The 26,008-nt window shown below is 32.8% G+C and carries 29 protein-coding genes; 26 read left to right on the forward strand and 3 right to left on the reverse strand.

Translation table 11 applies throughout. The features are described from left to right. Positions 1 to 28 precede the first annotated feature (28 nt). The 24 genes from dpaL (at position 29) to KPL55_RS18215 (ending at position 21,953) form a co-directional block, all read left to right on the forward strand. Entirely contained in the window at positions 29 to 1,267 is a 1,239-nt protein-coding gene (gene dpaL / locus KPL55_RS18100; protein WP_216308148.1) for a diaminopropionate ammonia-lyase, read from the forward strand. Positions 1,268 to 1,308: 41 nt separating this feature from the next. Continuing rightward, the gene (locus tag KPL55_RS18105; RefSeq protein ID WP_216308149.1) at positions 1,309 to 2,514 is read left to right on the forward strand and encodes a YgeY family selenium metabolism-linked hydrolase; all 1,206 of its coding nucleotides are present in this window, start codon (positions 1,309 to 1,311) and stop codon (positions 2,512 to 2,514) included. Between the two features lie 13 nt (positions 2,515 to 2,527). Then, positions 2,528 to 3,511, forward strand: coding sequence for an ornithine carbamoyltransferase (locus KPL55_RS18110; RefSeq protein ID WP_216308150.1), 984 nt, complete (start codon positions 2,528 to 2,530; stop codon positions 3,509 to 3,511). A 43-nt stretch (positions 3,512 to 3,554) separates the two neighbouring features. Continuing rightward, positions 3,555 to 4,868 (forward strand): dihydroorotase, encoded by a 1,314-nt coding sequence (locus KPL55_RS18115; RefSeq protein ID WP_216308151.1) that lies wholly within the window; start codon positions 3,555 to 3,557, stop codon positions 4,866 to 4,868. After that, positions 4,865 to 6,181, forward strand: coding sequence for an amidohydrolase family protein (locus tag KPL55_RS18120; RefSeq protein ID WP_216308152.1), 1,317 nt, complete (start codon positions 4,865 to 4,867; stop codon positions 6,179 to 6,181). The genes KPL55_RS18115 and KPL55_RS18120 overlap by 4 nt, the downstream gene beginning before the upstream one ends. 25 nt (positions 6,182 to 6,206) lie before the next feature. Next, positions 6,207 to 7,289 (forward strand): dihydroorotate dehydrogenase, encoded by a 1,083-nt coding sequence (locus KPL55_RS18125; RefSeq protein ID WP_216308153.1) that lies wholly within the window; start codon positions 6,207 to 6,209, stop codon positions 7,287 to 7,289. A gap of 17 nt (positions 7,290 to 7,306) precedes the next feature. Next, on the forward strand, positions 7,307 to 8,098 hold the full coding sequence (locus tag KPL55_RS18130) for an FAD binding domain-containing protein (protein WP_216308154.1): 792 nt from the start codon (positions 7,307 to 7,309) through the stop codon (positions 8,096 to 8,098). Further along, the gene (locus KPL55_RS18135) at positions 8,095 to 8,547 is read left to right on the forward strand and encodes a (2Fe-2S)-binding protein (RefSeq protein WP_216308155.1); all 453 of its coding nucleotides are present in this window, start codon (positions 8,095 to 8,097) and stop codon (positions 8,545 to 8,547) included. The genes KPL55_RS18130 and KPL55_RS18135 overlap by 4 nt, the downstream gene beginning before the upstream one ends. Continuing rightward, on the forward strand, positions 8,544 to 10,853 hold the full coding sequence (locus KPL55_RS18140; RefSeq protein WP_216308156.1) for a xanthine dehydrogenase family protein molybdopterin-binding subunit: 2,310 nt from the start codon (positions 8,544 to 8,546) through the stop codon (positions 10,851 to 10,853). The genes KPL55_RS18135 and KPL55_RS18140 overlap by 4 nt, the downstream gene beginning before the upstream one ends. A gap of 3 nt (positions 10,854 to 10,856) precedes the next feature. After that, positions 10,857 to 11,432: a nucleotidyltransferase family protein gene (locus tag KPL55_RS18145; protein WP_216308157.1), complete on the forward strand. Its 576-nt coding sequence runs from the start codon at positions 10,857 to 10,859 to the stop codon at positions 11,430 to 11,432. Positions 11,433 to 11,940: 508 nt separating this feature from the next. Continuing rightward, the gene (locus KPL55_RS18150) at positions 11,941 to 14,118 is read left to right on the forward strand and encodes a xanthine dehydrogenase family protein molybdopterin-binding subunit (RefSeq protein ID WP_376770470.1); all 2,178 of its coding nucleotides are present in this window, start codon (positions 11,941 to 11,943) and stop codon (positions 14,116 to 14,118) included. Further along, a complete protein-coding gene (locus tag KPL55_RS18155; protein ID WP_216308158.1) occupies positions 14,108 to 14,584 on the forward strand; it encodes a (2Fe-2S)-binding protein in 477 nt (158 codons plus the stop codon). Before KPL55_RS18150 ends, KPL55_RS18155 begins: the two co-directional genes overlap by 11 nt. Next, positions 14,578 to 15,429 carry an FAD binding domain-containing protein gene (locus tag KPL55_RS18160; protein ID WP_216308159.1) on the forward strand — a complete coding sequence of 284 codons (852 nt, stop codon included), beginning with the start codon at positions 14,578 to 14,580 and terminating at the stop codon, positions 15,427 to 15,429. The genes KPL55_RS18155 and KPL55_RS18160 overlap by 7 nt, the downstream gene beginning before the upstream one ends. 221 nt (positions 15,430 to 15,650) lie before the next feature. Further along, a complete protein-coding gene (locus tag KPL55_RS18165) occupies positions 15,651 to 16,016 on the forward strand; it encodes a NifB/NifX family molybdenum-iron cluster-binding protein (protein WP_216308160.1) in 366 nt (121 codons plus the stop codon). 35 nt (positions 16,017 to 16,051) lie between these two features. Continuing rightward, positions 16,052 to 16,873 carry a P-loop NTPase gene (locus tag KPL55_RS18170; protein ID WP_216308161.1) on the forward strand — a complete coding sequence of 274 codons (822 nt, stop codon included), beginning with the start codon at positions 16,052 to 16,054 and terminating at the stop codon, positions 16,871 to 16,873. Further along, the gene (locus tag KPL55_RS18175) at positions 16,864 to 17,712 is read left to right on the forward strand and encodes an ATP-binding protein (protein WP_216308162.1); all 849 of its coding nucleotides are present in this window, start codon (positions 16,864 to 16,866) and stop codon (positions 17,710 to 17,712) included. The genes KPL55_RS18170 and KPL55_RS18175 overlap by 10 nt, the downstream gene beginning before the upstream one ends. Before the next feature lie 19 nt (positions 17,713 to 17,731). Then, a complete protein-coding gene (locus KPL55_RS26075; protein WP_216308163.1) occupies positions 17,732 to 18,928 on the forward strand; it encodes a P-loop NTPase in 1,197 nt (398 codons plus the stop codon). Positions 18,929 to 18,945: 17 nt separating this feature from the next. Beyond that, positions 18,946 to 19,392, forward strand: a complete 447-nt coding sequence (locus KPL55_RS18185) for a DUF134 domain-containing protein (protein ID WP_216308164.1) — start codon at positions 18,946 to 18,948, stop codon at positions 19,390 to 19,392. Between the two features lie 260 nt (positions 19,393 to 19,652). Beyond that, positions 19,653 to 19,805 (forward strand): hypothetical protein, encoded by a 153-nt coding sequence (locus tag KPL55_RS18190; RefSeq protein ID WP_216308165.1) that lies wholly within the window; start codon positions 19,653 to 19,655, stop codon positions 19,803 to 19,805. A 411-nt stretch (positions 19,806 to 20,216) separates the two neighbouring features. Continuing rightward, entirely contained in the window at positions 20,217 to 20,657 is a 441-nt protein-coding gene (locus KPL55_RS18195) for a rhodanese-like domain-containing protein (protein WP_312887335.1), read from the forward strand. A gap of 73 nt (positions 20,658 to 20,730) precedes the next feature. After that, complete coding sequence (locus tag KPL55_RS18200) at positions 20,731 to 21,051, forward strand: thioredoxin family protein (protein ID WP_216308166.1); 321 nt, start codon at positions 20,731 to 20,733, stop codon at positions 21,049 to 21,051. Positions 21,052 to 21,069: 18 nt separating this feature from the next. Beyond that, the gene (locus tag KPL55_RS18205; protein WP_216308167.1) at positions 21,070 to 21,252 is read left to right on the forward strand and encodes a hypothetical protein; all 183 of its coding nucleotides are present in this window, start codon (positions 21,070 to 21,072) and stop codon (positions 21,250 to 21,252) included. A gap of 61 nt (positions 21,253 to 21,313) precedes the next feature. Then, a complete protein-coding gene (locus tag KPL55_RS18210; RefSeq protein WP_216308168.1) occupies positions 21,314 to 21,568 on the forward strand; it encodes a 4Fe-4S binding protein in 255 nt (84 codons plus the stop codon). Continuing rightward, a complete protein-coding gene (locus KPL55_RS18215; protein ID WP_216308169.1) occupies positions 21,561 to 21,953 on the forward strand; it encodes a rhodanese-like domain-containing protein in 393 nt (130 codons plus the stop codon). The genes KPL55_RS18210 and KPL55_RS18215 overlap by 8 nt, the downstream gene beginning before the upstream one ends. A gap of 51 nt (positions 21,954 to 22,004) precedes the next feature. Here KPL55_RS18215 and KPL55_RS18220 read toward each other — a convergent pair whose 3' ends face one another. The 3 genes from KPL55_RS18220 to KPL55_RS18230 all read right to left on the reverse strand — a co-directional run bounded on the left by KPL55_RS18220 (position 22,005) and on the right by KPL55_RS18230 (position 23,562). Further along, positions 22,005 to 22,361, reverse strand: coding sequence for a NifB/NifX family molybdenum-iron cluster-binding protein (locus KPL55_RS18220; protein ID WP_216308170.1), 357 nt, complete (start codon positions 22,359 to 22,361; stop codon positions 22,005 to 22,007). Between the two features lie 77 nt (positions 22,362 to 22,438). Next, positions 22,439 to 22,891 (reverse strand): DUF134 domain-containing protein, encoded by a 453-nt coding sequence (locus KPL55_RS18225; RefSeq protein ID WP_216308171.1) that lies wholly within the window; start codon positions 22,889 to 22,891, stop codon positions 22,439 to 22,441. Positions 22,892 to 23,061: 170 nt separating this feature from the next. Further along, positions 23,062 to 23,562, reverse strand: coding sequence for a hypothetical protein (locus KPL55_RS18230; RefSeq protein ID WP_216308172.1), 501 nt, complete (start codon positions 23,560 to 23,562; stop codon positions 23,062 to 23,064). A 184-nt stretch (positions 23,563 to 23,746) separates the two neighbouring features. Between KPL55_RS18230 and KPL55_RS18235 the strand changes: the two genes are divergently transcribed. Together KPL55_RS18235 and KPL55_RS18240 are read left to right on the forward strand one after the other, a co-directional pair. After that, positions 23,747 to 24,439: a response regulator transcription factor gene (locus KPL55_RS18235; RefSeq protein ID WP_216308173.1), complete on the forward strand. Its 693-nt coding sequence runs from the start codon at positions 23,747 to 23,749 to the stop codon at positions 24,437 to 24,439. Further along, on the forward strand, positions 24,432 to 25,874 hold the full coding sequence (locus KPL55_RS18240; RefSeq protein ID WP_216308174.1) for a sensor histidine kinase: 1,443 nt from the start codon (positions 24,432 to 24,434) through the stop codon (positions 25,872 to 25,874). The genes KPL55_RS18235 and KPL55_RS18240 overlap by 8 nt, the downstream gene beginning before the upstream one ends. The last annotated feature ends 134 nt before the right edge of the window (positions 25,875 to 26,008 follow it).

A 26,008-nucleotide genomic window follows, 5' to 3' on the forward strand; every position in this document is an offset into this window, starting at 1 on the left:
TAAATAAAATCTTGGGGCGGCGATATTTATGGATTTAGCACATAATGACAAAATACAATCCATTTTTTCAAAGGGTACATGTATTGGTAAAAAGGCAAATTACCCAGAATTTTTAAATCAAGTGGAACTTGAAAAAGTAAAAGCTTATCATGAAACAATTAAAGACTACAATATTACTCCTCTTGTGGATTTAAAGTACTTGGCAAGGCATCTTGGTGTTAAGAGTATTTATATTAAGGATGAATCTAAAAGGTTGAAGTTAAATTCATTTAAAATGCTAGGAGCATCTTATGCAATTGGCAAATTTCTATGTCAAAAGTTGGGCATACATATTGAAGATACTAGTTTTGAAGATCTTAAATCTATTGAAAATCGCGCTAAAATTGGAGAAATTACATTTGTTACTTGTTCAGATGGTAATCACGGTAGAGGTCTGGCCTGGACTGCTAAAGAGCTTGGGTTTAAAGCAGTGGTATATTTACCGTTGGGGTCATCGTTAATAAGGGTCCAAGCTATTAGAGAATTAGGCTCGATGGCTATAGTAACAGACCTAAATTATGATAATACAGTTAGATATGCAATTCAAATGGCCAAGGATAATGGTTGGCAAATGGTTCAAGATACATCTTGGGAGGGTTACACTCAAATACCTAAGTGGATTATGCAGGGTTATTCTGCTATGGGATATGAGGCGTTCTTGCAGCTTAAGGATTTAGAAGCACCAACTCCTACTCATGTGTTTTTGCAGGCAGGTGTAGGAGCAATGGCTGGGGGGGTGCTGGGTGCATATGCAAACTTATTTAAGGAAAACCTTCCTATTATAACAATTATGGAACCGACCAATGCTGCTTGTATGTTTAAATCCGCATTGATTAATGATGGTAGCCCACATAAGGTATCTGGGTCACTTAGATCTATAATGGCAGGACTCTCTTGTGGAGAGCCTATTCCTATGGGGTGGGAAATAATAAGAGATTTTGCTAGTTGTTATTGTACTTGTCCTGATTATGTAACTGCAAGAGGTATGAGAATTCTTGGGGGTCCGATAGGAGAGGACACAAAAATTGTTTCGGGAGAATCTGGAGCTGTTGGTATAGGTTTATTGTCTATTATAATGCAGAAAAAATATGCATCTGATATAAGGGAAAAACTTAAATTAGATAAAAACTCTATAGTACTACTCTTTAGTACTGAAGGAGATACGGATAAAGAAAATTATCGAAATATACTTTGGGATGGATTGTATGAACTACCAAGCTTTAATTAAGGCAAATTTCAAAAAATAGATGAATAGAAGGAGGGTTTTCTATGAATGTAGATTTTCAAAAGGTCTTACAGAAAGCAGAAGAATATAAAGGGGAGATATCAAGATTTCTACGCGATATGATTGCTATTCCTAGTGAAAGTCAAAATGAGTCAAAGGTAATAGAAAGAATAAGAGATGAAATGCTAAAGGTTGGATTTGACAAGATAAACATAGATAAAATGGGTAATATAATAGGGACTATAGGGCATGGCAAACATGTTATTGCTATGGATGCTCATATAGACACAGTAGGGATTGGAGATATAGATTTATGGCAGTATGATCCATATAAAGGTTATGAGGATATGGATGTAATCATAGGACGTGGTGGAAGTGATCAAGAGGGTGGTATGGCTTCCATGGTATATGGCGCAAAAATCATAAAAGATTTGGATTTGGTAGGCGATTACACGCTACTTATAACAGGTACAGTGCAAGAAGAAGATTGTGATGGGCTTTGTTGGCAGTATATGATAAATGAGGATAAAATAGAGCCTGAATTTGTTGTGATTACTGAGCCAACTTCATGCAATATATATAGGGGACATAGGGGGAGAATGGAGATAAAAGTAGTTACACATGGCCTAAGTTGTCATGGATCTGCACCAGAACGTGGAGAAAATGCTATTTATAAAATGTCGCCTATAATAAATGAATTACAAAATCTTAATGAGGTTTTGCATAAAGATGATTTTCTAGGAAAAGGAACATTAACTGTATCAGAAGTATTTTTTACTTCTCCTTCAAGATGTGCTGTACCCGATAGTTGCACTATTTCAATTGATAGGAGATTAACTAATGGAGAAACTTATTTTGATGCTTTAGAACAAATAAGAAATCTTCCATCAGTTAAAAATATGAGTGCTGAAGTTTCTATGTATGATTATGAAAAACCTTCATATAAGGGGGTTGCATATCCGACGGCTGCTTATTTTCCAACTTGGGTATTAGATGTTGATCATCCAGTCTGCGAAACATTAGTTGATTCTTATAAAGCTTTATTTAACGAGGAACCTCTAATTGATAAGTGGACGTTTTCTACAAATGGAGTTTCAATTATGGGTAGATACGAAATACCGTGTATTGGATTTGGTCCAGGGCATGAAGAAGAGGCTCATTCCCCAAATGAGCGAACTTGGAAGAGTGAGTTAGTAAAGGCAGCAGCTATGTATGCTGTTATTCCTACCTTATATGTAGATAAAATATGAAAGGACGGGTCTTATGCAAAGTTTGTTTAGAGGAAAAGATTTCATTACACTTCAGGAATGGACTAATGAAGAAATAGATACACTTCTTGAAGTATCATTTGATCTCAAGAAGAAATTCGCAATGGGAACAATAACACCATATTTACCTTATCAAACTATATTTCTTATGTTTTTTGAGCAATCAACAAGGACGAGAAATTCTATGGAAGCTGGTATATCACAGCTTGGAGGGCATGGGAACTATTTAGATTCAAGCACTATGCAAATATCCCATGGAGAATCTGCAAAAGACACTGCAATAATTCTTTCTAGATATGGACATGCAATTGCTTGCAGAAATTGTTTTTGGGAGCAGGGCAATAAATATTTGAATGAACTTGCAAAGTGGTCTACCACTCCAATAATAAATCTTCAGTGTGATTTATATCATCCAATGCAAGGTATTGCAGATTTAATGACAATGAAAGAAAAAATTGGTGATTTAAGAAAAACTAAAGTATCTATTATTTGGGCTTATGCAACTAGCCATAAAAAACCAATATCTGTGCCTCTAACCCAAAGTTTATTGTTTCCTAGATATGGTATGGATGTTACGCTGGCTTATCCAGAGGGCTATGATTTGCCTGATTGGGCTATAAGGAAGGCTAAGGAAAATGCAATTAAACATGGTGGTAGTTTTAAGATAACTCACAATATGGAAGAAGCCTATAGAGGAGCGGATGTAGTTATTCCAAAGAATTGGGGAAGCTGGGTAAATAACAAAGATACAGCAATTGTTGATGACTTACTGGAGTCTTATAAGGGATGGAAATGCACTGAGAATATTATGAGTTTAGCTAAGAAGGATGTTTTGTATATGCATGCGCTTCCAGCAGATAGAGGTAATGAAGTAGAAAACTCTGTTATAGATGGGCCTCATTCTATAGTATATGATGAAGCGGAAAATAGACTTCATACAGCGAAGGCAGTTATGACACTCACTATGGGAGGAAGATAAATTAAAATAGTATTATTTATAAATAGAAAGGATGGTGATGCATGTGTTTGATTTAGGAATTATAAATGGAAGAATATATATTGGTGGCCAATGGCACACGGGGAATTTGTATATAAAAGATAATAAGATATCAACTATTTCTCATGGTTTGTTAGAAGCTAAAGAGGAATATGATGCAAAGGGCAGGGCGGTATTACCAGGATTTATTGATCCACATGTTCACTTTAAGCTCCAATTTGGGAATTATACATCAGTTGATGATTTTTATAGTGGATCAAGAGCGGCAGCTTTTGGTGGTATTACAACATATATAGATTTTCTTGACCCGGTTAAAAATAATATGGGATTAAAAAAAGCCTTTGATGATAGAATGGCACTAGCTAAAAATAGTGTAATTGATTATGCATTTCACGCAACAATTGCAGATTTACAGGAGGAGCCTATTAGATTTGTTGAAAATACAAAAACACTAGGAATTCCAACGATAAAGCTATTTACTACCTATTCAAATTTTGATAGACGTACAAGTGATAGAACTATAGATAACCTACTAACAATTACTAAGGAGACAGGAACCCTGATACTAGCGCACGCTGAAAATAATGGAATAATACTTGATGAGCAAAAAACACATGTAGTGCAACATGCAAGCGCAAGGCCAGCAATAGCGGAGATAAGTGAGGTAATAAAGCTAGCTGAGATGACAAAATATCGAGATGGACGTATGTATATTGTGCATACCAATTGTGGTACAACAGTCGAGAGGCTTAAAGAAAACTATAATTCAATTCTCAATAAAGATTTTATAATTGAGAGTTGCCCACATTACTTTATTTTATCAAGCTCTAAATATTTACAAAGAGAAGGGTATTTGTATACTATGACCCCGCCACTTCGAAGTGATAGAGAAGTGAAGAAATTAAATCATCAAATAGATAACATATTTACAATAGGCACGGATCATTGTCCATTCAATTCGATTGAGAAAAATAAAGAATTTATTGATGATATACCTATGGGAATAGGCGGGGTTGAGTATTCATTCCCACTTATGTACGAGAGATTCGGTGAAAAAATAATTGATAAGTTTACTAAAAACCCTGCAATAGTGCATGGACTGTATCCAAGGAAAGGAACTCTGCTTCCAGGAGCAGATGCAGATATAGTAATCTTTGACGAAAATAAGCAGTATATTATAAACGAAAATCATTCAGATGTAGATTATAACATTTATAAAGATATTGAGATAACTGGTAAGGTATGCTCTACTATCGCTAAAGGGAAATTTGTTGTTAAGGATGGTGTTTTTGTTGGTGGTGAGGGTGAGTATGTACCACGTGAGATTAAATATCAATGAAGGCATTAATAAATGCTAATATATTTGATTTAGGTTCCTACAAAGAAAATCAATATATTCTATTTAATAGTGAAATATTAGAGGTAGGGCCTATGAGTGAATTTAATGAATCTTGCCAGGTTATAGATTGTAGTGGATGCATCGTAATGCCTGGTCTTATAAATTGCCATACTCATGTTTATTCTACATTTGCAAGAGGGATCAATCTATCATATAAGCCTAAAAATTTTAAAGATATATTAGATAAGTATTGGTGGAAACTTGATAAGGCTATAAATAAAAAATCAACTTACTATAGTGGCGTTATTAACTCATATGAGTGTATAAATAATGGAGTAACTACAATAATAGACCATCATGCCAGTGGTACGGATATTACAGGAACTTTAGATGAGTTAAAAAAGGGTGTATGTGGAGATTCAAAAATACGTGGGATATTTTGTTTTGAAACTAGTGATAGATTTAACACTACTTTATGTATAGATGAAAACATTAATTTTGCATTAAAAAGATCGGAGAAATTTGCTGGGTTATTTGGTATGCATGCCTCTATGAGTCTTAGTGATAAGACCTTAGGGGAAATATCTAAAAGAATAGGAGATTTGCCTATTCATATTCATGTTGCTGAAAGCCAGGAGGATGAAGATGATTGTTTTAAAAAACATGGAACCACTGTTATTGAAAGGTTATTTAAATTTGGACTTTTAAAAGAAAACTCTATTTTAGCTCACTGCGTTCACATAAACGTGGTAGAAGCAAAAATGATAAGAGATGCAAAAGCTTATGTTGCTATGAACCCTACTTCTAATATGAACAACGCTGTAGGAATGACTAATTATAAGTTGTTAAAAGATATGAATATACCTTGCTTTGTTGGTAATGATGGACTTGGGACAAATATAACTAGGGAATATTTAAACTTGTTTTTTGGTATGAGAAATAATTTTAAAAGCCCTACAGGATTTACATTAGAGGACTTGAAAGTTGTTATAGACAATGGTTATAAATATGTTTCAAAGATATTGAAGATAAATCTTGGACGAATTACGAAGGGTTATAAAGCTGATATGATTATTGTACCTTATAATCCTCCAACAAATGTAAATAATGATAATGCATTTGCACATGTTTTTTATGGGGTTTTTGATAACTTCCATCCTCGAGAGGTTTATTGTGATGGTAACTGCTTAATGAAGAATTATAGCACAAGTGAAGAAATTACAGATATATATTCAAAAGCACGAGTAGAAGCGGATAGGTTATGGGAGAGAGTTGCAAAGAATGATAGTGATTGCCTTAAAGGTAAGTCATAAAATAATAATTAATTGGAGGGTAACAATGGATTTAAGTACGAATATTTGCGGTTTAATATTAGAAAATCCATTAATGCCAGCATCTGGGCCACTAGTAGGGGATTTTGAGAAAATTATGGCTATATCTAGTTTCGGGGTTGGGGCCATAGTTACTAAAACAATATCAACTAAAGCAGCACAAGTTCCAAGACCATGTATATATGGTGATAATAATAAAATAATGAACAGTGAGCTTTGGTCTGAGTTCACTCCAGAGAAGTGGATAGATGATATACTTCCTAAATTAAAAGCGGAATCTAAAGTACCTATTATAGCTAGTCTAGGTTATTCAAAAGAGGATATGGAAATATTGATACCGAGGATAGATGAATATGTAGATGCATTTGAAATTTCTACTCATTATGTAGGCAAAGACTTAGATGTCATAACACAAATAGTTAAAACGATTCGTAGTAATACAGATAAACCATTCTTCATGAAAATAAGTCCACATATACCAGATGTTATTGGATTTGCTAGAATGGCAAAAGAAAACGGTGCAAGTGGCATAGTGGCAATTAATTCAATAGGGCCATCAATGATAATTGATATAGAAAAAAGAAGTGTATTAGTTGGAAACGTTGATGGTGAGGTTTGGACTTCAGGTCCAAGTATTAAGCCTATAGCGCTTGCTATTATAAATAAAATAAAACAAGCTGTACCAGATTTTACTATAATTGGAGTCGGAGGAGTATCAAGTGCCCAGGATGTTATAGAGTTTTTGCTTGCAGGAGCAGATGCAGTACAAATGTTATCCTCAGCAATAATTAAAGGAAAGGATTTATATGAAAAGATTATAAGTGATCTACCAAAAACACTTGAGTATTATGGGTTTAATAGTATACAAGATGTAATCAATACGAAACTTATAATTGGTAAGGTGAACTATGAACCAAAATTCCCTAAAATACAATTGAAAAGGTGTATTGCTTGCAAAATTTGTGAGTCTGTATGTCCTTATTTTGCTATGAAGGTTAACAAGAAAGCTAAGGTAGATAGAGCTAAATGCTTTGGTTGTGGACTTTGTGAAGTCAGGTGTCCTGTAAATGCTATTAGTGGAATGTTTTAGAGGGGGGGGTGTAGGTTTTGATAATAGATAGATATGAAAAGCCGAGTAGCATAAAAGAAGCTTATGAATTGCTTATTTCAACTCCAAAATCGGTGGTGATTGGGGGAGGAGCATATGTAAGGCTTGGGATAAGACATATTGATTTAGCTATAGACATGTGTAATGCTGGTCTTGACTTTATAGATGAGAAGAAGGAAACAATTGAGATAGGGTCTACTACTACATTTAGGACACTAGAGAAAAGTGATATTTTAAAGAGTTATTATAGTGGAGCAATATATAAAACTGTAAAAGATATTATGGGAGTACAAATGAGGAATATAGTTACGGTTGGGGGAACAATTCAAGGTAGATATGGATTTTCGGATTTAATCACTACTTTATTAGCATTGGACTGCAGCGTAGTATTACATAAAAGAGGAGAAATTTATCTTGAGAAATTTTTAAAGGAAAGAATTGATCATAAGGATATAATAGAAAAAATAATAATTAAAAAGGATGAAAGGCTAGCATCCTTTATATCAATGAGGAATACTAGTAATGATTTTTCTATGATTAATGTAGCAGTTTGCTCCAAAAATGGTGGGTATAATATTGCAGTTGGTGCAAGGCCTGGTGTTAGTGCTTTAGCTAAGAAAGCTATGACTTATATGGAATCGTCAAAAGGAAATGAATACGACTTAATAAAAACTGGGGAAATAGCATTAAATGAACTTATATTTAAATCAGATTTAAGGGCGTCAAAAGAATATAGAAAAGAGCTTTGTAGTGTTCTTGTAAAAAGGGGATTATTGGAGGTTATGAAGTGAAAATTGACTTGATTATTAATGATGGACAAAGAAATATAGATATTGAACCTGGCGAAATGTTACTAGACACTTTAAGAAAAATTGGGCTTGTAAGCGTAAAAAGAGGATGTGACACGGGTTCTTGCGGTATATGCACAGTACTTTTTGATGGGTACCCTATTTCATCATGTTCGTGTTATGCAGCTAAAGCAGGTGGTCATAACATAACAACTATAGAGGGAGTGCAAAAGGAGGCTTTAAAAATAGCAGAATTTCTAGTTGGTGAAGGGGTAGAACAATGTGGATACTGTAGCCCTGGTTTTGCTTTAGCGATTATAGGCATGACGCATGAACTTGTGGATCCGACAGAAGAAGATATAAAACACTACCTTGTAGGGAATTTATGTAGATGCTCAGGGTATGTAGGACACCTTAGGGCTATTAAGAAATACTTGGGGGTGAAAAGATGATCGAAGTTAATAAATCAGTTCCTAAAATAGATGGTATTGGACTTATTACGGGAGCACCTGCCTATACTGATGACCTTGCAATGAATAATGCTTTAATAATTAAAGTATTACGAAGTCCTCATCACTTTGCAAAAATTATAGAAATAAATACTTTGAGAGCCTTAACGTTATCTGGGGTCGAGTGTATTTTAACATATAAAGATGTGCCTAGAAACATAGTGACAAGGGCGGGACAAGGATATCCAGAACCATCACCCCACGATAAATTTATATTAGATGAGTATGTACGTTATATAGGGGATGAAGTGGCAGTTGTTGCAGCACTTACAGAGAAAATTGCTATACGTGCGTTACAGCTTATTGAAGTAAAATATAAAGTTTTTGAGGCTGTATTAGACTTTGAAACTGCAGAAAATAGTGCTAGGGCAGTGCATCTAGAACCAGAATGCCATTCAATGTTTCCAATGGGTTATAATCCATCCAAAAACATTGCTTGCACATATGAAATGAATGTTGGAAACTCTGGCGAGACATTAAGTAAATGTGACGTAGTAGTTAAAGAAAGATATTATACTCAAGCTCAGGCCCATGTTGCTATGGAACCACACGCGTCAACAGCGTATTTGGATTTCCAAGGAAGACTTAATATCATATCATCTACCCAAACACCATTTCATATGAGAAGAATAATTGCAGAAGCTTTTGGAATATCTGTTAGTACAATTAGAGTTATAAAACCAAGAGTTGGAGGAGCTTATGGTGGAAAGCAAGCCATCCACGGGGAATTTTTAGTAGCTGCAGTAACGCTTAAAACAAGAAAACCATCAAAACTTATATATACAAGAAAAGAGGTATTCGAATCTACCTATTGTAGGCATGCTATGAGAATTGACATTACTGTAGGTAGTGATAAAAGTGGAAACCTAAAAGCCATCGATATGGAAATTCTATCAGATACAGGGGCTTATGGTGAGCATGCGCTTACTGTATTTATGGTTGCAGCATCCAAAACATTACCCTTATATAATAAAGTTGAATCAGTACATTTTGCAGGAAAGGTTATGTATACAAATCACACTCCAGCAGGTGCTTTTAGAGGGTATGGAGCTGTTCAGGGGAATTTTGCACTAGAATCTGTTATGGACGAACTAGCAGAAAAATTAGGGATGGATCCTATACGTCTAAGAGAAAAGAATATGATAATGCAAGGTGAAACCTCCCCAATATTTAAAATTATGGGAGAAGGCGGAGAGGGCATAGAGATGTCTATTGAAAGTTGTAAATTAGATTATTGCATTAAGCGTGGAAGGGAACTTATAAACTGGAAGTACAAATACCCAAAAATAGATATAGATAAAGAGATTGTTCGTGGAGTAGGCATGGCAATAGCGATGCAAGGTTCTGGAATCCCTTATATGGATATGGGCTCTGCTATTTTAAAGCTTAATGATGAGGGTTTCTTTAATCTACTTGTTGGAGCTACAGATATAGGCACAGGAAGTGATACTATACTTGCACAAATAGCGGCAGAGACGTTAGGGGTAGAGACTAAGAAGATAATCGTATACTCTTCAGATACAGATCTTACCCCTTTTGATTCTGGTGCATATGCTTCTAGTACTACATATATTTCAGGGCAAGCAGTTAAAAAAACTGCTAATCAGATGAAAGAAATGATAGAAGAAGAAGGTGCAAAAAGATTGAATCTGTTACAAAATGAAGTTATTTTTGATGGGAAATATATAAAGTCATTAGAAACTAAAGATAAAATATCACTTAGAGAACTATGTGAGCAATTGTATTACAATAATAATCAAAAACAATTAGTTGCATCTCAGTCATATGTAGGCACAAAGTCTCCTCCTCCATATATGGCAGGATTTGCTGAGGTAGAGGTGGATCTGGGAACAGGAAGGGTTAAGCTTTTAGATTATGTAGGAGTAGTAGATTGTGGAACTACCATAAACCCAAATCTTGCTAAAATACAAGTGGAAGGTGGATTGGTTCAAGGTATTGGAATGGCTATGTTTGAGAACGTTAAATATAGTGAAACGGGTAGACTTTTAACAAATAGTTTAATGACGTATACAATACCTACAAGGGAAGATATTAATAATATAACAGTGGAATTTGCAGATAGTTATGAACCTACAGGCCCATATGGAGCAAAGTCAGTAGGTGAAATAGGAATAGATACACCACCTGCAGCGATTGCTAATGCAATTTATAATGCAACAGGTGTAAGAATTAAAACTCTTCCTATAACTCCAGAGAAAATACTAATTGCGCTAAAAGAGATGAAATAGCTTATGGCAGTTGATGCAGTAGTGCTTGCAGCCGGGTTATCAAGTAGAGTTGGTACTTATAAAATGGCATTAGATATTCATGGGAAATCAGTTATAGAGAGATGTATAGAAGGCATGTATGACATTTGCGAGAATATAATAGTTGTAGGGGGATACAAGCTAGAAAATATAACAACTATACTAGCAAAATATGAAAAAGTACATGTGGTTTTTAATAAGGATTATGAACTGGGAATGTTTAGTTCTGTAAAAGAGGGTATTCGTCATGTTAAAGAAGAAAAATTCTTCTTTACACCGGGGGACTATCCCCTTGTTTCTATAGAAGTTTATGAAACTTTGCTAAGGGCAAGTGGTGAGATTATAATTCCAACCTATGGAGATAGAAATGGTCACCCAATACTTATCAATAGTAATTATATAAGTGGGATATTAGAAGAGAATATATATTCAAATTTGCGAGAATTTATAGTTTCAAAAGAGGTTACTAAGGTAGAGGTTAATTCTAATAGTATTTTAATGGACATAGATACTATTGAAGATTATGAAGAAATCTTAAAGAGTGACATCGTAGAAGTATGAAATTTATCCTTCGGACTTGCAACAGAACTAAAAACAGTGAATTCGATTAAGAAATTCTAACTTTTGAAGAAAAAAAATTATCTGACGGCAACATTCGGCGTCCTGCCTCAGGTTGCCTAATGTCTCCTCTGGGTATTCCTTAGGGGCACATAACAATTATTAATTGTTATGCGTCCTGTGCACATTCACGATGATTTTCTTTTTTCAAAAGAAGAATTACTAAATAGAATTTCAATTGTTTTGTCGCTTCTTGTTGCAAGTCGCTACGGATAAATATCATACTTATCATAGATATTATATTTATGTAATTTTTAAATATTCAATGATAATTAATAGATATAAGAATAAAGAATAAAAAATAAAGAACAAAGAATGAAGAAAAAAGTTAAAGAATGAGGGATAAGGAATGGATATTAAATTAAAGATTTAAAACAAGACAATAAAAAAGCAAAAGACAAAATAACAAAAATCAAAAAAATAAATAAGGCGAAGGGGGATCCGGGGTGATATGAATGCAGAAATAAAGAAACCTATTAAAAGGATGGGTGGTCCAGAAAGAATAGGGAAACCAATTAAGCGAGTGGATGCTGGGGAGAAGATTGGGGGCGAAGCTAAGTATATAGCAGATATTGAGTTTGAGGATATGCTTTATGCTAGAACTCTTAGGTCTACAGTGGCAAGGGGTAAGATTGTATCTATAGATATTCCAGAACTTCCGAGGGGCTATTATATTGTAGATAAAAGTGATGTGACCGGGAGGAATAGGGTTAAAATAATCTTTTATGATATGCCCTTTTTTGCGGAGGATGAAGTTAATTATATAGGTGAGCCTATTTTACTGGTAGTAGGACCTGATAGAGAAGAGATATTAAATATATTATCAAAAATTAAGGTTGTGTATGAGAAAATTGATCCTATATTAAGTATGGAGCAGGCAATAGATAATACTAATGTGCCTATATTTGGAGAAAATAATATATATGCACAGTATGCATATAGTAAAGGAAATCTTGATGATATAGCAAAGAATGATGTTAGAGTATATGAGGGAGAGTATAGTACAGGTTATCAAGAACATATATATTTGGAAACTCAAGGAGTAGTAGCGACTTATGTTGATGAAAAAATTAAAATATGGGGTTCGATGCAATGCCCATATTTTATTAAAGATGCTGTAGTTGAGGCACTAGGATTTGATGAAAGTAGAGTTCAAGTAATTCAAGCTACAACAGGTGGTGGTTTTGGTGGAAAAGAGGAGTATCCTTCATTAATTGCAGGTCAGGTAGCAGTGGCAGCTTATAAAATAAAAAGACCTATAAGGCTGATTTTCGATAGAGATGAGGATATTGAAGTAACTACTAAAAGACACCCTACAAAAATAAAAATTAAAAGTTATGTAAGTTTGGATAATAAAATACTAGGAATGAAAGTAGATATAAAAATTGATGGAGGAGCATATTCTGGGCTTTCAAACATTGTTCTTCAAAGAACAATGTTTGCGGCAATTGGAGTTTATAATGTTGAAAATATAAAAGTAAGTGGAGTTGCACTTGCAACTAATAAGGTGATTGGAGGAGGATTTAGGGGTTTTGGAGCTCCGCAAGCATTTTTTGCTTTAGAGATGCATATGGATTATGTAGCAAAGGAGCAAGGAATAAATGCTTTGGAGCTAAGAAAATTAAATATTTTAAAACAAGGGGATTTTTCTTCTACTGGTGGTGTAATTAGAGAACATATAATGCTCCCAGAAATAATACAAACTATAGAAAATATGTCTAAGTATAAAAACAAGATAGAAACGCCTAAAGAGAAAGGGATTCTAAAAGGAATAGGATGTTCTCTTATTTTTCATGGATGTGGATTCACGGGATCTGGAGAACGGGATATTATAAAAGCAAAAGTGAAGCTGTTAAAACATGTGGATAGAACTGTAGAGATTCTTATATCTAATGTAGAAATGGGCCAAGGAGCTTTGACCACATTAAAGAAAATAGTTGCTTATACTCTAGAAATACCAATAGAGAGGGTTGTGTTTGAAAATCCAGATACGGATAGAGTTCCGGATTCAGGGCCAACAGTAGCATCAAGGACTACCACAATTGTTGGTAAACTTCTTCAAGATGCGGCTTTAGAAATGAAAGAACTCATGGGAAATGATGATGAACTAGAGATACTAAAACAATACAAACATCCAAAAGGATTTGAATGGGATGATGTGAATTTCAAGGGAGATGCTTATAATACTTACGCATGGGGAGCAAACGTTGTAGAAGTTGAAGTTAACCCTATAACGTATGAGGTGTCTGTTACAGATATTTATGTTGTGTTTGATATAGGAGAAGCAATCGATGACCTCATTGTTCGTGGTCAAATAGAAGGGGGGATGGTGCAAGGACTTGGATATGCAGGTATGGAAGTTATGGAGCATAAAGGTGGGAAATTACTTCAAAAGACTAACACGGATTACATTATTCCTACTTCTATGGACTTTCCTAAAATACAAAGTAAACTTGTAAATAACCCTTATATAGATGGCCCATATGGAGCTAAAGGTGTAGGGGAAACAACACTTATAGGTGCAGCAGCAGCATATGCTCTTGCAGTTCAAAATGCTATTGGACATAATATAAATAAAATTCCTGTAACTCCCGAATATTTAATGGAGGTGATGAGAGATGATAACTAAAGTGAATTTTAATTTGAATAATAAAGATGTCTATATTGAAACGGACTCTATAAAAAGGCTAATAGATGTTTTAAGAGAAGACTTTAAATTTACTGGGGTCAAAGAAGGCTGCGGTGAGGGTGAATGTGGTGCGTGCTCAGTAATTATAGATGGGAAACTCATAAATTCTTGCCTTGTACCTATAGGTACGCTAGAAGGATCAAAAATAATTACTATTGATGGATATAGAAAAACTCATAGATATGAAATAATAAAAAATTCATTCGAGAAAGTAGGCGCCGTACAATGTGGATTTTGTATTCCAGGCATGATAATGGCAACTGAAGTTTTGTTAAGTAAAAAACCAAGACCTAGTGAAGCTGATATAAGGGAAGGAATATCAGGTAATCTATGTAGATGTACAGGATATAATATGATTGTAGAAGCAATTTCTCTAGCTTCCAATAAAGGGGATGGCTTATGGTAGAAACTTTTGCAGCTAAAAGTAAGGAAGAAGTACTGAGACTTTTAAATAATAGGAAATGTATAATTTTGGCGGGTGGCACAGATTTAATGGTTAAAAGAAAAAGTTGGCCAGGATGTTTACCTTATTTTGATAATGATGTAGTATTTATAGGGCATTTGCAAGAGCTTAGAAATATAAAAATCAATGAAAATTACTTAGTGATCGGAGCTGCATGTTCACTTTCACAGATACAAGAAAATGTATTAATGCCTTTCTACTTTAAAGAAGTTATAATATCTATGGCAAATCCTGCTATAAGAAATATTGCAACTATAGGAGGGAATATATGCAATGCGTCACCTGCAGGAGATATATTTCCACTGTTATATGCATTAGACTCTATATTAGTAATAGAAAGATTAGGTAGTTTGCGGGAAGTAAAAGTAAAAGACTTTGTCCTAGGACCAGGGGAAAAGGATTTAAGAATAGAGGAACTTTTGGTTGAAATTAGAGTTCCGGTAAATAAATTTAAATCATTTTACTATAAGAAAGTTGGCACAAGAAAATCTACAGCTATTTCTAAAGCCTCTTTTATAGGAATGTATGATTTGGAAGATGAAAAAATTAAAGACATAAGGATGACTTTTGGAGCAGTAGGGCCAATGGTTGTAAGGTCAAAAAAATTGGAAGATAAACTTAAGGGACTTAACAAAGAAGGATTAAAAAATATTTTAGAGGATATCAAAGAAGATTATTCTAAAATTATTGTGCCTATAGATGATCAGAGATCTACCGCTGAGTACAGGAAAGTGGTATGTCTGAATTTGATGGAGGATTTTTTAAAGAGTATTTTTACGGAAATGTGAGTGGAATATTAAAAAGTAATTTACTCATTTATATAAAGGTAGGGGAACATTCCCCTACCTTTATATAAGGTTATCAAATATATTTACTAGTTATTTTCAATGCATTTATTCCTCCAATATTTATTTAATTATATTTTTTGTTATTGGCGTTTGACAATAACAAAAAACAGGAGTATTATGAAATTAGCAAATGCCAATAACTATGTAAAGGAGGAGTAGTAATGAAAATAGCTATATCATCAAATGGAGAAACTAGTGATAGTTTAATTGATATGAGGTTTGGGAGGTGTGAATATTTCCAGATTCATGATACTGAAAAGGGAGAGGTTAAAATTTTAGAAAATAAAGGGCAAGACTCTAGTGGTGGAGCAGGTATTGTTGCATCTAATCAATTAATCGCAGAAAAAGTAGATGTTATTATCACAGGAGATCTAGGTCCTAATGCTTTTGAACTTGTTGAAAAATCAGGAATCAAGGCTTATAAGTGTGGGAACATAGCTATAAGTTTAGTACTTGAAAAATATAATAAGGGTGAACTTGAAGAAATAAAAATGTCTGGTCCTGCATATCATGGAGCAAACAAGTAAAGAGTTAAGATGATTAGATTGGAGATGAGCAGAGAGTGAATATAGCGGTACTTAGTGGTAAAGGCGGAACAGGTAAAACTACAGTTTCTACTAATCTTGCCCTTGCACTAAAGTCAAATTATATAGACTGTGATGTGGAAGAACCAAATGGGTTTTTATTTTTAAAACCTATAATAGATAAACGTGAAAAGGTTATGGTAGAGTATCCATTCATAAATGATAATAAATGTACCTCATGTGGGGCTTGTGTAAATGCATGTCAATTTAATGCTCTTGCAAAAGTAAATAAGGAAATTATATTATTTGAAAAATTATGTCATGGATGCGGAGCTTGTGAAGTTGTATGTAAATATGATGCTATAACTTATAAGAAAAGAGAAACTGGGAAAATTGAAAGTGGTAAAATAAGAGAGATAAATTGTAGCAGAGGAATTTTAAATATAGGGGAGCCAATGGCAGTACCTGTTATAAGGGAGATTCTCAAAAATTTATCAAGCAACAATAATTTAATTGATTGCCCACCTGGAACTTCTTGTAATGTAGTAAATGCTTTAAAATACGCTAATGCAGCAATACTTGTTACAGAACCTTCGGAGTTTGGACTTCATGATTTAAAAATGGCTATAGAACTTGTAAAAATGTATAAGATACCTTTTGGTATAGTTATAAATAAAGATGATGGAAAAGATAACATGGTAAAAAAGTATTGCAAACAAGAAAAAATAAAAATAATAGGTAATATACCCTATAGTAAAGATGTCGCAATCCTTTATTCTAAGGGAGAAATATTGTACGATGAAAAACTTCATAAAGTTGAATTTGATAAGATTTCAAAGGAGGTGTTACTTTGGAATTAGTGGTTTTAAGTGGAAAAGGTGGAACTGGCAAAACTACTATTGTAGCAGCACTATCTGAACTTGCTAAAGATGTAATAAAAATAGATTGTGATGTAGATGCACCAAATCTTTATATGTTTTATGAAGGGTTAGATGTTGAAAAAAGAGATTTTATTGGTGGCAAAAAAGCTGTTATAGTTGAATCTCTTTGCGTTAAGTGTGGTAAATGTGAGGCCATATGTAAATTTGATGCTATAGGAAATTTCTCAATAAATTCATTTGATTGTGAAGGGTGTGGTGCTTGCACATTAGTATGTCCACAAAACGCTATAAAACTTTTGAATGAAAAAACCGCAGATACATTTATTACTAAATTAGATAAGGACATAATTTCCAGGGCTGAAATGAAAATAGGGGCGGATGGGTCGGGAAAACTAATATCTAAGTTAAGAAAAAATGGTAAAAGGTTTAATGATAATGAGAAGTTAACTATAATAGATGGATCCCCCGGTATTGGATGCCCTGTTATTTCTTCAATTACAGGTAGCGATGCGGTATTAGTTGTTACAGAACCTACAAAATCAGGGTTAGGTGATCTAATGAGAGTAGTAACATTATGCGAACATTTTGGCGTTTTTACAATGGTTTGTATAAATAAGTATGATATAAATGAAGAAGTAGCTAGAGAAATAGAGAATTTTGTTAATGATAAAGGTATGAGATTAGTAGGTAAAATTCCATATGATTACATTGTTATGAAATCTATAAATGAGTTAAAACCTATAACTTATTATAAAGAAAGTATAGCAGAAAAAGCTATTGAAGATATGTGGACGAATATACAAATGCTTATCTATTAAAAATAAAGGAGGAATTTCAATGACAAATAATAACTCAAATCAATCAAACGAAAAATGTACTTACGAGGATCCTTTTAAGATGGAAAATAATCCACTTAATAATATTAAGAAAGTAATAGGTGTTATGAGTGGAAAAGGTGGAGTAGGTAAATCAACAATTTCGGTGTTATTAGCCAAAGAACTAAATAAAAAAGGGTATAAAGTAGGTATACTAGACGCTGATATTACAGGCCCAAGCATACCAAAATTATTGAATTTAGGTAATGCAAGAGCGGAGCAAACGGAACAATTTATTATGCCAGTAACAACAGAAGATGGTATTAAGGTGATGTCTCTTAATTTGTTAATTGAAGACGAAGAGCAACCAGTAATATGGAGAGGTCCTGTTATAGCAGGTACAGTTAAGCAGTTTTGGACAAATGTACTATGGGAAGAACTTGATTATTTGATTATTGATATGCCACCTGGTACTGGAGATGTAGCCCTTACAGCTATGCAGTCATTCCCAATTGATGGCATAGTAATGGTATCAATACCTCAAGATTTAGTTTCTATGATAGTTGCAAAGGCTATTAATATGACAAGGAAGATGAATATTAAAGTAATAGGACTAGTAGAGAATATGAGCTACATTGTTTGTCCTGATTGTAAAACAGAAATAAGGATGTTTGGTAACAGTAATACACAAGACTTTTTAAGTAAAATGGATATAGAACTTATTGGAGAACTGCCAATGAGTAAAGAAATAATAGATGTTATCAATAATAAAAACAATAGCATAAGTAAAGAATTAGATGGCAAATTTAAAAGTTTGACTCAAAAAGTAATTGATTTTGTTAATTTTAAGGAGGTTGTCAATATGAAAATTGCAGTAGCAAGTGAAGGGCATAATGTAAGCGGACATTTTGGTTTTTGTGAAGGATTTACTATATATGATGTAGAAAAAGCCACGGGATCAAATAAAGAATTTGTTAAAAATCCAGGTCATAAGCCAGGATATTTACCGGTGTTTTTGAAAGGATTAAATGTAAATATTATTATTGCAGGTGGCATGGGAGAGACAGCGCAAAAGTTATTTAATGAAAATGGTATTGAGGTTGTAGTAGGTGTCCAGGGTCTTTGTAATGATGTTGTAAAAAAATATATAGATGGTGAATTAAAGTCAACAGGAAGTGTTTGTACGGAGCATGAACATGAAGGACACTGCGAAGAATAATCCATGGAGGAATTAAAATGGGAAGACCAATAAAATGTAGAAGAGTAGAGTTTTTCCCAGAGGACACCTATTTTGTTCCTTGGGGGAAACCTAAATGTGAAATTAAAGAAATGATTCTAAAAGTAGAGGAACTTGAGGCAATGCGGCTAAAGGATATTGAAGAATTAAATCAAGAAGAATGTGCGCAAAGAATGCAAGTATCAAGGCAAACATTTCAAAATGTTATAGATAGTGCAAGAAAAAAAATAGCTATTGCTTTGACCGAAGGAAATTCTATAAGAATAAATGGTGGAAATTATAGAGCAACATTTTGCAAATCTAGATGCTTTAATTGTGACAGTATATTTGAAATAAATTATGAACAGGACAAGCATATATGTCCTGTTTGTGGTTCTGAAAATATTATTTGCAGCAAAAAAATAGATTTTTGCGCAAAATGGTGTGATGGACATAACAATGATTAAAACAAAGTATATATAAGTATTAATTTGAAAATGAAGATTATTATGAATAAAGTTTAGGAAAATATCAAATCATGCCTTCAACCAATGGCAAAATTGAATATGTACACACTAGTAAATCATTATTAGACGAAAAAGGTATATAGACTATTTAGTGAGGGAGCTTTTATAAGGCTTAAATATACCTAGTTAATATCATATCATAATATTGGATATGATATTTTTTAATAACTAAAAACAAATATAGAGAGGGAAATTAACTAATGAATGATATACATAAATTTAGAAGAGATGATGAATATTTTATGTTGGATGTGAGTTCTGGTGTCATTCATGTCGTAGATAAAATCATATATGACATAATTGATGAATTTTCTAAGGATAAATATGAGCACATTGCTAAGAATCTATTTTAAATATGAATATTATTAAAAAAACCGTTAGTTATGCAAGAAGTATAGAAAAACAATACAATAAGAATTTTAAATTTACAATAACAACAAATTACTACAAATGCTATATTACTAAATGATTATATTGTAGAATACTTGGAAGAAAATTTATGATAAATGTCCGAAATAAAATAAAATTTATGTTGCTTTTTATTCTATATGTGTTATTATATTATTAAATTGTAATATTAAGATATACAAATATAAAGTGACTTAAATAATATAATAATATAAATCAAAATAAATTTTAAGTTAGGTATAAATTATGTTTAATTCAATATCATAACGGTTTGGTCCAGGGGGATAGCACTATCCCTCTGACATTTTTGTTCTAAATGAAAAAATTATAATTAATTATGAGAAGGAGGATTATCAGTGGGTGAAATATTAAAAACTAGAAATATTATTGGAATAATAGTTATGATTTTTTTTATAGGGATAACTTCAGGATGTAGCAATGATAGCAATGGAATGAATAAAGAGGCTACAACTCAAGGGTCAAAAGTTAGCTTCACTAATATAATTCCCCAAGATGCCAAGAAGAGACTTGATAGTGAAGAAAAAATTATACTTTTAGATGTAAGAACGATTGAAGAGTATGAAGCTGGCCACATAAAAGGTTCTACATTAATTCCTGTAGATAACCTTAAAAAAGAATCGGAAAATAGTCTTAAAGATAAGGGTATGCCTATATTCGTATATTGTAGAAGTGGGAGTAGAAGTTTAAAAGCAGCTAATATATTAATAAAACAAGGATACAATAAGGTATATAATTTAGGAGGAATAAATGATTGGCCATATGATGTTGAAAAATAAGTAATACCCGTAGAGGATATTATTAATAATGAATAAGGGTGTTTTATAAAAAGTATAAAGAGGGAGTAGGATAATGAATAGCTTAAATTCTATAGATGATATAAAGTATTTTATAAAAGAAAATAAGTTTGTTATGTTATATTTTTCATCAGATGGGTGTAAAGTTTGCGATGATATTTTACCTATGATTGAAGGATTACTTAAAAAACATTCAAAAGTTATGAGTGGACATGTAGAGGTTCAAAATTTACCATCCGTGGCTAGTGTTTTTGGTGTATTTACAATTCCCACAATCATTTTATTTTTAGAGGAGAAGGAAATATTAAGACAAGTTAGATATATTAATTTTTTAGAATTAAAGGAACAAATACAGAGATTTTCTGAATATGTTTAAGAAGAAGGTGTAAATGCCATGAAGAAAAAATGGACAAGTAATTTGTACATAGTAACAATACTATTTTTCGCTCTTGGATTTTTAAATATTATTTTTGCATGGATTGGGTTTGTATGCATGATTATTCCGTTTGTATTATTAGCAAAATATGGTAAGAAGACATGGTGCCAAAATTATTGCCCTAGAGCAAATTTATTTTAGTTTTAACTTATTAATATTATTTATGTCAACCTTAATGGTATTTAGAGGAAGAATAGAGGCCATGGAAAATGTAAGGTTTATGCTTGCATTTCAAATTCCGATGAACATGCCTCAACTTTTAAACATAAGCTCTATACCAAATTGGGCAGTACACTTATCATTTAGAGCATATTCTATGATGCTTACAACCACAGCTATAGGGCTCATTCTTGGCTTTATATATAGGCCTAGAACCTGGTGCACGATATGTCCTGTAAATACAATATCAGATATAGCTATTAAAAATATAAAATTAAAAGGAGATAAAAATGAATAATATAATTACCATAATAGCAATTATTGTAATAGCATACATGATCTATCCTAAAATAATGATTAAGTTTAATAAGAATGTTGAAAATATTTCTGGAGAGGAAGCTGTTAAGCTTATAAGAGAAAAAAAGGATCTTATTGTTATAGATGTGAGAAGTAAAGGCGAATACCAAACAGGACATATAAATGGTTCGAAACTAATGCCCGTTTCTGAAATGGCTTCAAGGATTACAGAACTAGAAAAATTCCGTGGCAAGCCAATTTTAGTACACTGTGCATCGGGAGGTAGAAGTCCTAAAGCAGTTAATGTATTATTAAAAAACAAGTTTGGTCCAATATATCATATGAATCATGGACTTTCGAGTTTTAATGGAAATCTAAAGAAATAACTTATAATTATTATTGAAATAAAATAAAAAGGAGCATGAGCTCCTTTTTATTTATTGGTGATGATGTTCGCCATGATGATTACAAGTTACATCTTTATTTTCAAGCGTTCCATTAATATATTCGTCAAGTACCTTTTTATATTCTCCTGATGCTCCTTTTATTACTTGGAGACCATTTTGTTCTAAACCACTAATTGCACCTCCGCCAATTCCACCAGTAATAACGACTGTCGCTCCCTGGTTTTTGAGTAGGTCTGCCAATCCTTGATGCTGGTGTGAAAGCTCAGTTGCAGATATTTCTTCAAAGCTTAGAACTTTTTTATCTTCAATAGTTGCAATAACAAAACTTTTGCTCATTCCAAAGTGTTGATTCACCAAACTACCTTTATTAGGTATTGCTATTTTCATAATATATCACCTCTTTTATTTGTCATATGCCATTTAAAGTATAATACTATTATAGTTTATTGTCAAATGCCAATAAACTATTTTTCGGAAATAGTATTTTTATTACATGACCTAAGACAAAAACTACTTCGTTTATTACAAGTCACTTGCTTGGAACCACAAGAGGGGCAAATTTTTCTATCTTCTTCATATTTTATTTCATAAGTATTAGAGCAAGATATACATTTGAATTCACATACATTTCGTGTATAGTTACCACCGCTTATATTTATTGCTTTTCCCTCTATTAAGGCTATAGCAATCTTTTTTCGTGCACTATCAATTATATTCTGAAAAGTTTGTCTTGAAACTAACATTTTTTTTGCACACTCTTCCTGATTTAGATCTTCAACATCCTTAAGCCTCATTGCCTCAAACTCTTCAACTTTTATAAGAATGTCTTCAATTTCACATTTTCGCCTTCCTGCGGGTGTGAAATATGTATATTGGGGTAGATTTTCCACTTTTCTGTTTTTCACTGGTCTAGCCATTGATATTCTCCTTGCTTTTCATAAATGATATTTATTTGTGGCTTATGCTAATAAAATTTTACATCCTAATATCATTAATGTCAAATGATATTGTTTAAAACATGAAGAAAACATGCTATCAATAAAGTTAGCATGTTCCATGTTTAGATTATATAATACTATTAGTAGTTTTATTTAGAAAATCCCCTGCCACCGCCCATCATTCCACCACCACTTCCATGAGCATTTCCTCTTCCATTTGAATTTTTGTTCCCTTCACCAAAATTACCTGTACAAGACTCTGCATTAGTTTTTAAGTTTTCCTTTAAAATAGCACCTTCTTCTTTAGTTATAGTGCCTTTTGTTATAGCAGTGTCTACTGCTTTGGATTTCTCTGCCAGTAGTGCAGCCTGAAAGGCTTCTTCACTCATTCCTTTGCCTTTTGCAAGTTCATATACAGTTTTTCCAGAATTAAGTTCGTCTGTTATCTGAGCGCTTGTTAATCCTAGTTTATCTTTAAGAACAGAGGTTACGTAGTCATATCCTCTAAGTCCCGTAGCTCTTGCCATTCCTAAAGCTTGGTGAATTGTTGCCTGTTTAGTATCACCAGAGGTTTCTGCGGCAAATACTGTACCTGTAGCTCCGAGTATTAGTGTTAAAGTCAATGCGATTGCTATTTTTTTGCTTTTCATTTTTATTCCTCCTTGAATCATTTTTTTGTTTGGTATACGTATATCATAACGAAATTATAGTTTTGAAAAGTGTTATTTTTGTGTCATTTATATTAAATAAAATTTATTATTTTGCCACAATTAGTACACAATCCACTAGTTGATAAATGGTATAATTTAATAAATGATTACTGGAGGGGAAGTTATGGGTAAGAAGATACTAGTTGCAGATGATAATGAAGAGATTATAAAAATTATAAAACCTTATCTTATTAAAGAAGGTTTTGAGGTAATAACTGCATATGACGGAAATGAAGCTTTAGTTAAAAATACAGAATATAATCCGTCGCTTATTCTTTTGGATATTATGATGCCCCGCAGAAATGGGTTAGAGGTTTGCGCCGAAATAAGAAAAACTTCAAATGTACCTATAATAATGATTACTGCAAGAAGTGATGATGGTGATAAGATAATGGCTTTAGATACTGGAGCTGATGATTATATAGTAAAACCTTTTAGCCCGGGAGAAGTTGTCGCGAGAGTTAAAGCTGTTCTTAGAAGAATAGTTACAAGTGAAAAAGAAAAGATAACTGTAATTAAATATAATTGCCTTAAAATTGATATAGGGAATTATTCTGTTAAGATAGACGATAGTACTGTAAATTTAACAAAAAAAGAAATAGAAGTGTTATGGATGCTTGCAAATTCACCTAATAAAATTCTTTCAAGGGATGATCTGCTGGATAATATATGGGGAACTGAGTATTTTGGAGATCCAAGAACTGTAGACACTCATATTAAGAGACTAAGGGCAAAGCTTAAACTAGAAAATCAATATAGCTGGAACATTAAAACTGTATGGTCGCTTGGATATAAATTTGAGGTTAATTATGATTAAAAGAAGTATAAGTACTAAACTAACAGCAGGGTTTGTATTAATAGTACTAATATCCACCTTATGTATAGGCATAATTGCAATAAATATATTTAAGAATAGTATATTTAATATGAAAGAAAAAAATATTACTCTACATGCTAAAAAATTAGCAACTGTAATAGAACCCTATATTGAAAATGATATGGAAACAAAGGAGTATAAAGATATCATAAAGGGAGTTAGTTCATTTGATAACACAAAAGTATGGCTAGTTAGCTTAGAGGGTGAGATTAGAACGATTTATGAAAATGATGAAAAAGCCTTAGAGAAAAACTCAGAAGTTCAAAGCGTCTATTCAGAGATTATTACAAGTGCAATTAGCGGTAGCTCAAAATCGTTGCAAGGATATAATACTTATTATGAAGAGAATATGATGAGTATTTCAGTTCCTATTACAAATAGTAATAATAAAGTAATTGGGGTAATCATCGTTCATTCTTCTACTTTCGATTTATCAAGTTCTATGGACGAATTTTTTATTTATCTGATTGCTGCACTTCTAGGTGAAATTGCAATTGCGGGTTTATTAAGTTTCTATTTTTCTAAAAATATAACAAAACCTATTAAAATAATTAATGAGGCAGCTATGCAAATGACAGGACGAAATTTTAATGTTAAAACAAATATATACCAAAAAGATGAGATTGGGGAGTTATCAACTTCCTTCGATATATTATCAGCAAGGCTCGAATATAACATTGGGCAGCAAAAAAAACTAGAACAGATGCGCAAGGATTTTGTAGCAAATGTGTCCCATGAATTTAGAACGCCTCTAACTATAATAAGAGGAAATCTTGAAGGACTGTATGACGAAGTAATACCAACGCAGGAGGTTCATGAAAATTATTTTATATTAATTAAAGAGACAAAAAGACTTGAGGCCCTGGTAGCGGATTTGCTTAGTTTAAGTCAACTAGAATCTGGGAAGGTAGTATTGAATTTTCAAAACATTGACATCAAAACAATACTTTTGGATATAACTCGGGTATTAAAACCAATAACTAAAGCAAAAAACATAGAACTAGAGTTAATTGATGAGAAGGACTTGCCGGCGGTTTGGAGTGATTATGATAAACTTAAGCAGTTATTAATAATTTTTATAGACAATGCCATTAAGTTTTCTCCGCAAAGTAGTAAAATACATCTAGTTATAAATTTTTTGGAAACTGTTTCAATTACAATAATTGACCATGGGATAGGAATTAGCAAAGATGATATTCCTTTTATTGGGGAAAGATTTTATAAAGCAGATAAGGCAAGAGAATACTCAGCGAAAGGTACAGGATTAGGTATTTCTATTGCTAAACATCTAATTAAGATCTTAAATTGCCAGCTTGAAATAGAAAGTCAAATAAATATAGGAACACAAATTAAAATAAAATTTTTAAAGTTATAAATCCACCTATGAACTAGGTGGATTTATTTTTTTTGGTGCGCCCAGCATGGGCGCAATCTAATGGGTGAAAGTCCCTAGCACGGGTTAATAGTGCCAAGTGCATAGCTTAAGACAAGGGTGTCCATGGTGACGTG

Source organism: Clostridium lacusfryxellense, assembly GCF_018861735.1.
GTDB lineage: Bacteria > Bacillota > Clostridia > Clostridiales > Clostridiaceae > Clostridium_AD > Clostridium_AD lacusfryxellense.

What these genes read in the sequence shown, in the direction of transcription:
- KPL55_RS18125 (WP_216308153.1), top strand. Translation starts at nt 6,207, where the DNA reads ATGGATTTAAGTACGAATATTTGCGGTTTAATATTAGAAAATCCATTA.
- KPL55_RS18220 (WP_216308170.1), bottom strand. Translation starts at nt 22,361, where the DNA reads ATGAAAATAGCAATACCTAATAAAGGTAGTTTGGTGAATCAACACTTT.
- KPL55_RS18145 (WP_216308157.1), top strand. Translation starts at nt 10,857, where the DNA reads ATGGCAGTTGATGCAGTAGTGCTTGCAGCCGGGTTATCAAGTAGAGTT.
- KPL55_RS18210 (WP_216308168.1), top strand. Translation starts at nt 21,314, where the DNA reads ATGGAAAATGTAAGGTTTATGCTTGCATTTCAAATTCCGATGAACATG.
- KPL55_RS18185 (WP_216308164.1), top strand. Translation starts at nt 18,946, where the DNA reads ATGGGAAGACCAATAAAATGTAGAAGAGTAGAGTTTTTCCCAGAGGAC.
- KPL55_RS18120 (WP_216308152.1), top strand. Translation starts at nt 4,865, where the DNA reads ATGAAGGCATTAATAAATGCTAATATATTTGATTTAGGTTCCTACAAA.
- KPL55_RS26075 (WP_216308163.1), top strand. Translation starts at nt 17,732, where the DNA reads ATGACAAATAATAACTCAAATCAATCAAACGAAAAATGTACTTACGAG.
- KPL55_RS18225 (WP_216308171.1), bottom strand. Translation starts at nt 22,891, where the DNA reads ATGGCTAGACCAGTGAAAAACAGAAAAGTGGAAAATCTACCCCAATAT.
- KPL55_RS18235 (WP_216308173.1), top strand. Translation starts at nt 23,747, where the DNA reads ATGGGTAAGAAGATACTAGTTGCAGATGATAATGAAGAGATTATAAAA.
- KPL55_RS18165 (WP_216308160.1), top strand. Translation starts at nt 15,651, where the DNA reads ATGAAAATAGCTATATCATCAAATGGAGAAACTAGTGATAGTTTAATT.
- KPL55_RS18160 (WP_216308159.1), top strand. Translation starts at nt 14,578, where the DNA reads ATGGTAGAAACTTTTGCAGCTAAAAGTAAGGAAGAAGTACTGAGACTT.
- KPL55_RS18190 (WP_216308165.1), top strand. Translation starts at nt 19,653, where the DNA reads ATGAATGATATACATAAATTTAGAAGAGATGATGAATATTTTATGTTG.
- KPL55_RS18205 (WP_216308167.1), top strand. Translation starts at nt 21,070, where the DNA reads ATGAAGAAAAAATGGACAAGTAATTTGTACATAGTAACAATACTATTT.
- KPL55_RS18110 (WP_216308150.1), top strand. Translation starts at nt 2,528, where the DNA reads ATGCAAAGTTTGTTTAGAGGAAAAGATTTCATTACACTTCAGGAATGG.
- KPL55_RS18200 (WP_216308166.1), top strand. Translation starts at nt 20,731, where the DNA reads ATGAATAGCTTAAATTCTATAGATGATATAAAGTATTTTATAAAAGAA.
- KPL55_RS18240 (WP_216308174.1), top strand. Translation starts at nt 24,432, where the DNA reads ATGATTAAAAGAAGTATAAGTACTAAACTAACAGCAGGGTTTGTATTA.
- KPL55_RS18155 (WP_216308158.1), top strand. Translation starts at nt 14,108, where the DNA reads ATGATAACTAAAGTGAATTTTAATTTGAATAATAAAGATGTCTATATT.
- KPL55_RS18150 (WP_376770470.1), top strand. Translation starts at nt 11,941, where the DNA reads ATGAATGCAGAAATAAAGAAACCTATTAAAAGGATGGGTGGTCCAGAA.
- KPL55_RS18230 (WP_216308172.1), bottom strand. Translation starts at nt 23,562, where the DNA reads ATGAAAAGCAAAAAAATAGCAATCGCATTGACTTTAACACTAATACTC.
- dpaL (WP_216308148.1), top strand. Translation starts at nt 29, where the DNA reads ATGGATTTAGCACATAATGACAAAATACAATCCATTTTTTCAAAGGGT.
- KPL55_RS18215 (WP_216308169.1), top strand. Translation starts at nt 21,561, where the DNA reads ATGAATAATATAATTACCATAATAGCAATTATTGTAATAGCATACATG.
- KPL55_RS18105 (WP_216308149.1), top strand. Translation starts at nt 1,309, where the DNA reads ATGAATGTAGATTTTCAAAAGGTCTTACAGAAAGCAGAAGAATATAAA.
- KPL55_RS18140 (WP_216308156.1), top strand. Translation starts at nt 8,544, where the DNA reads ATGATCGAAGTTAATAAATCAGTTCCTAAAATAGATGGTATTGGACTT.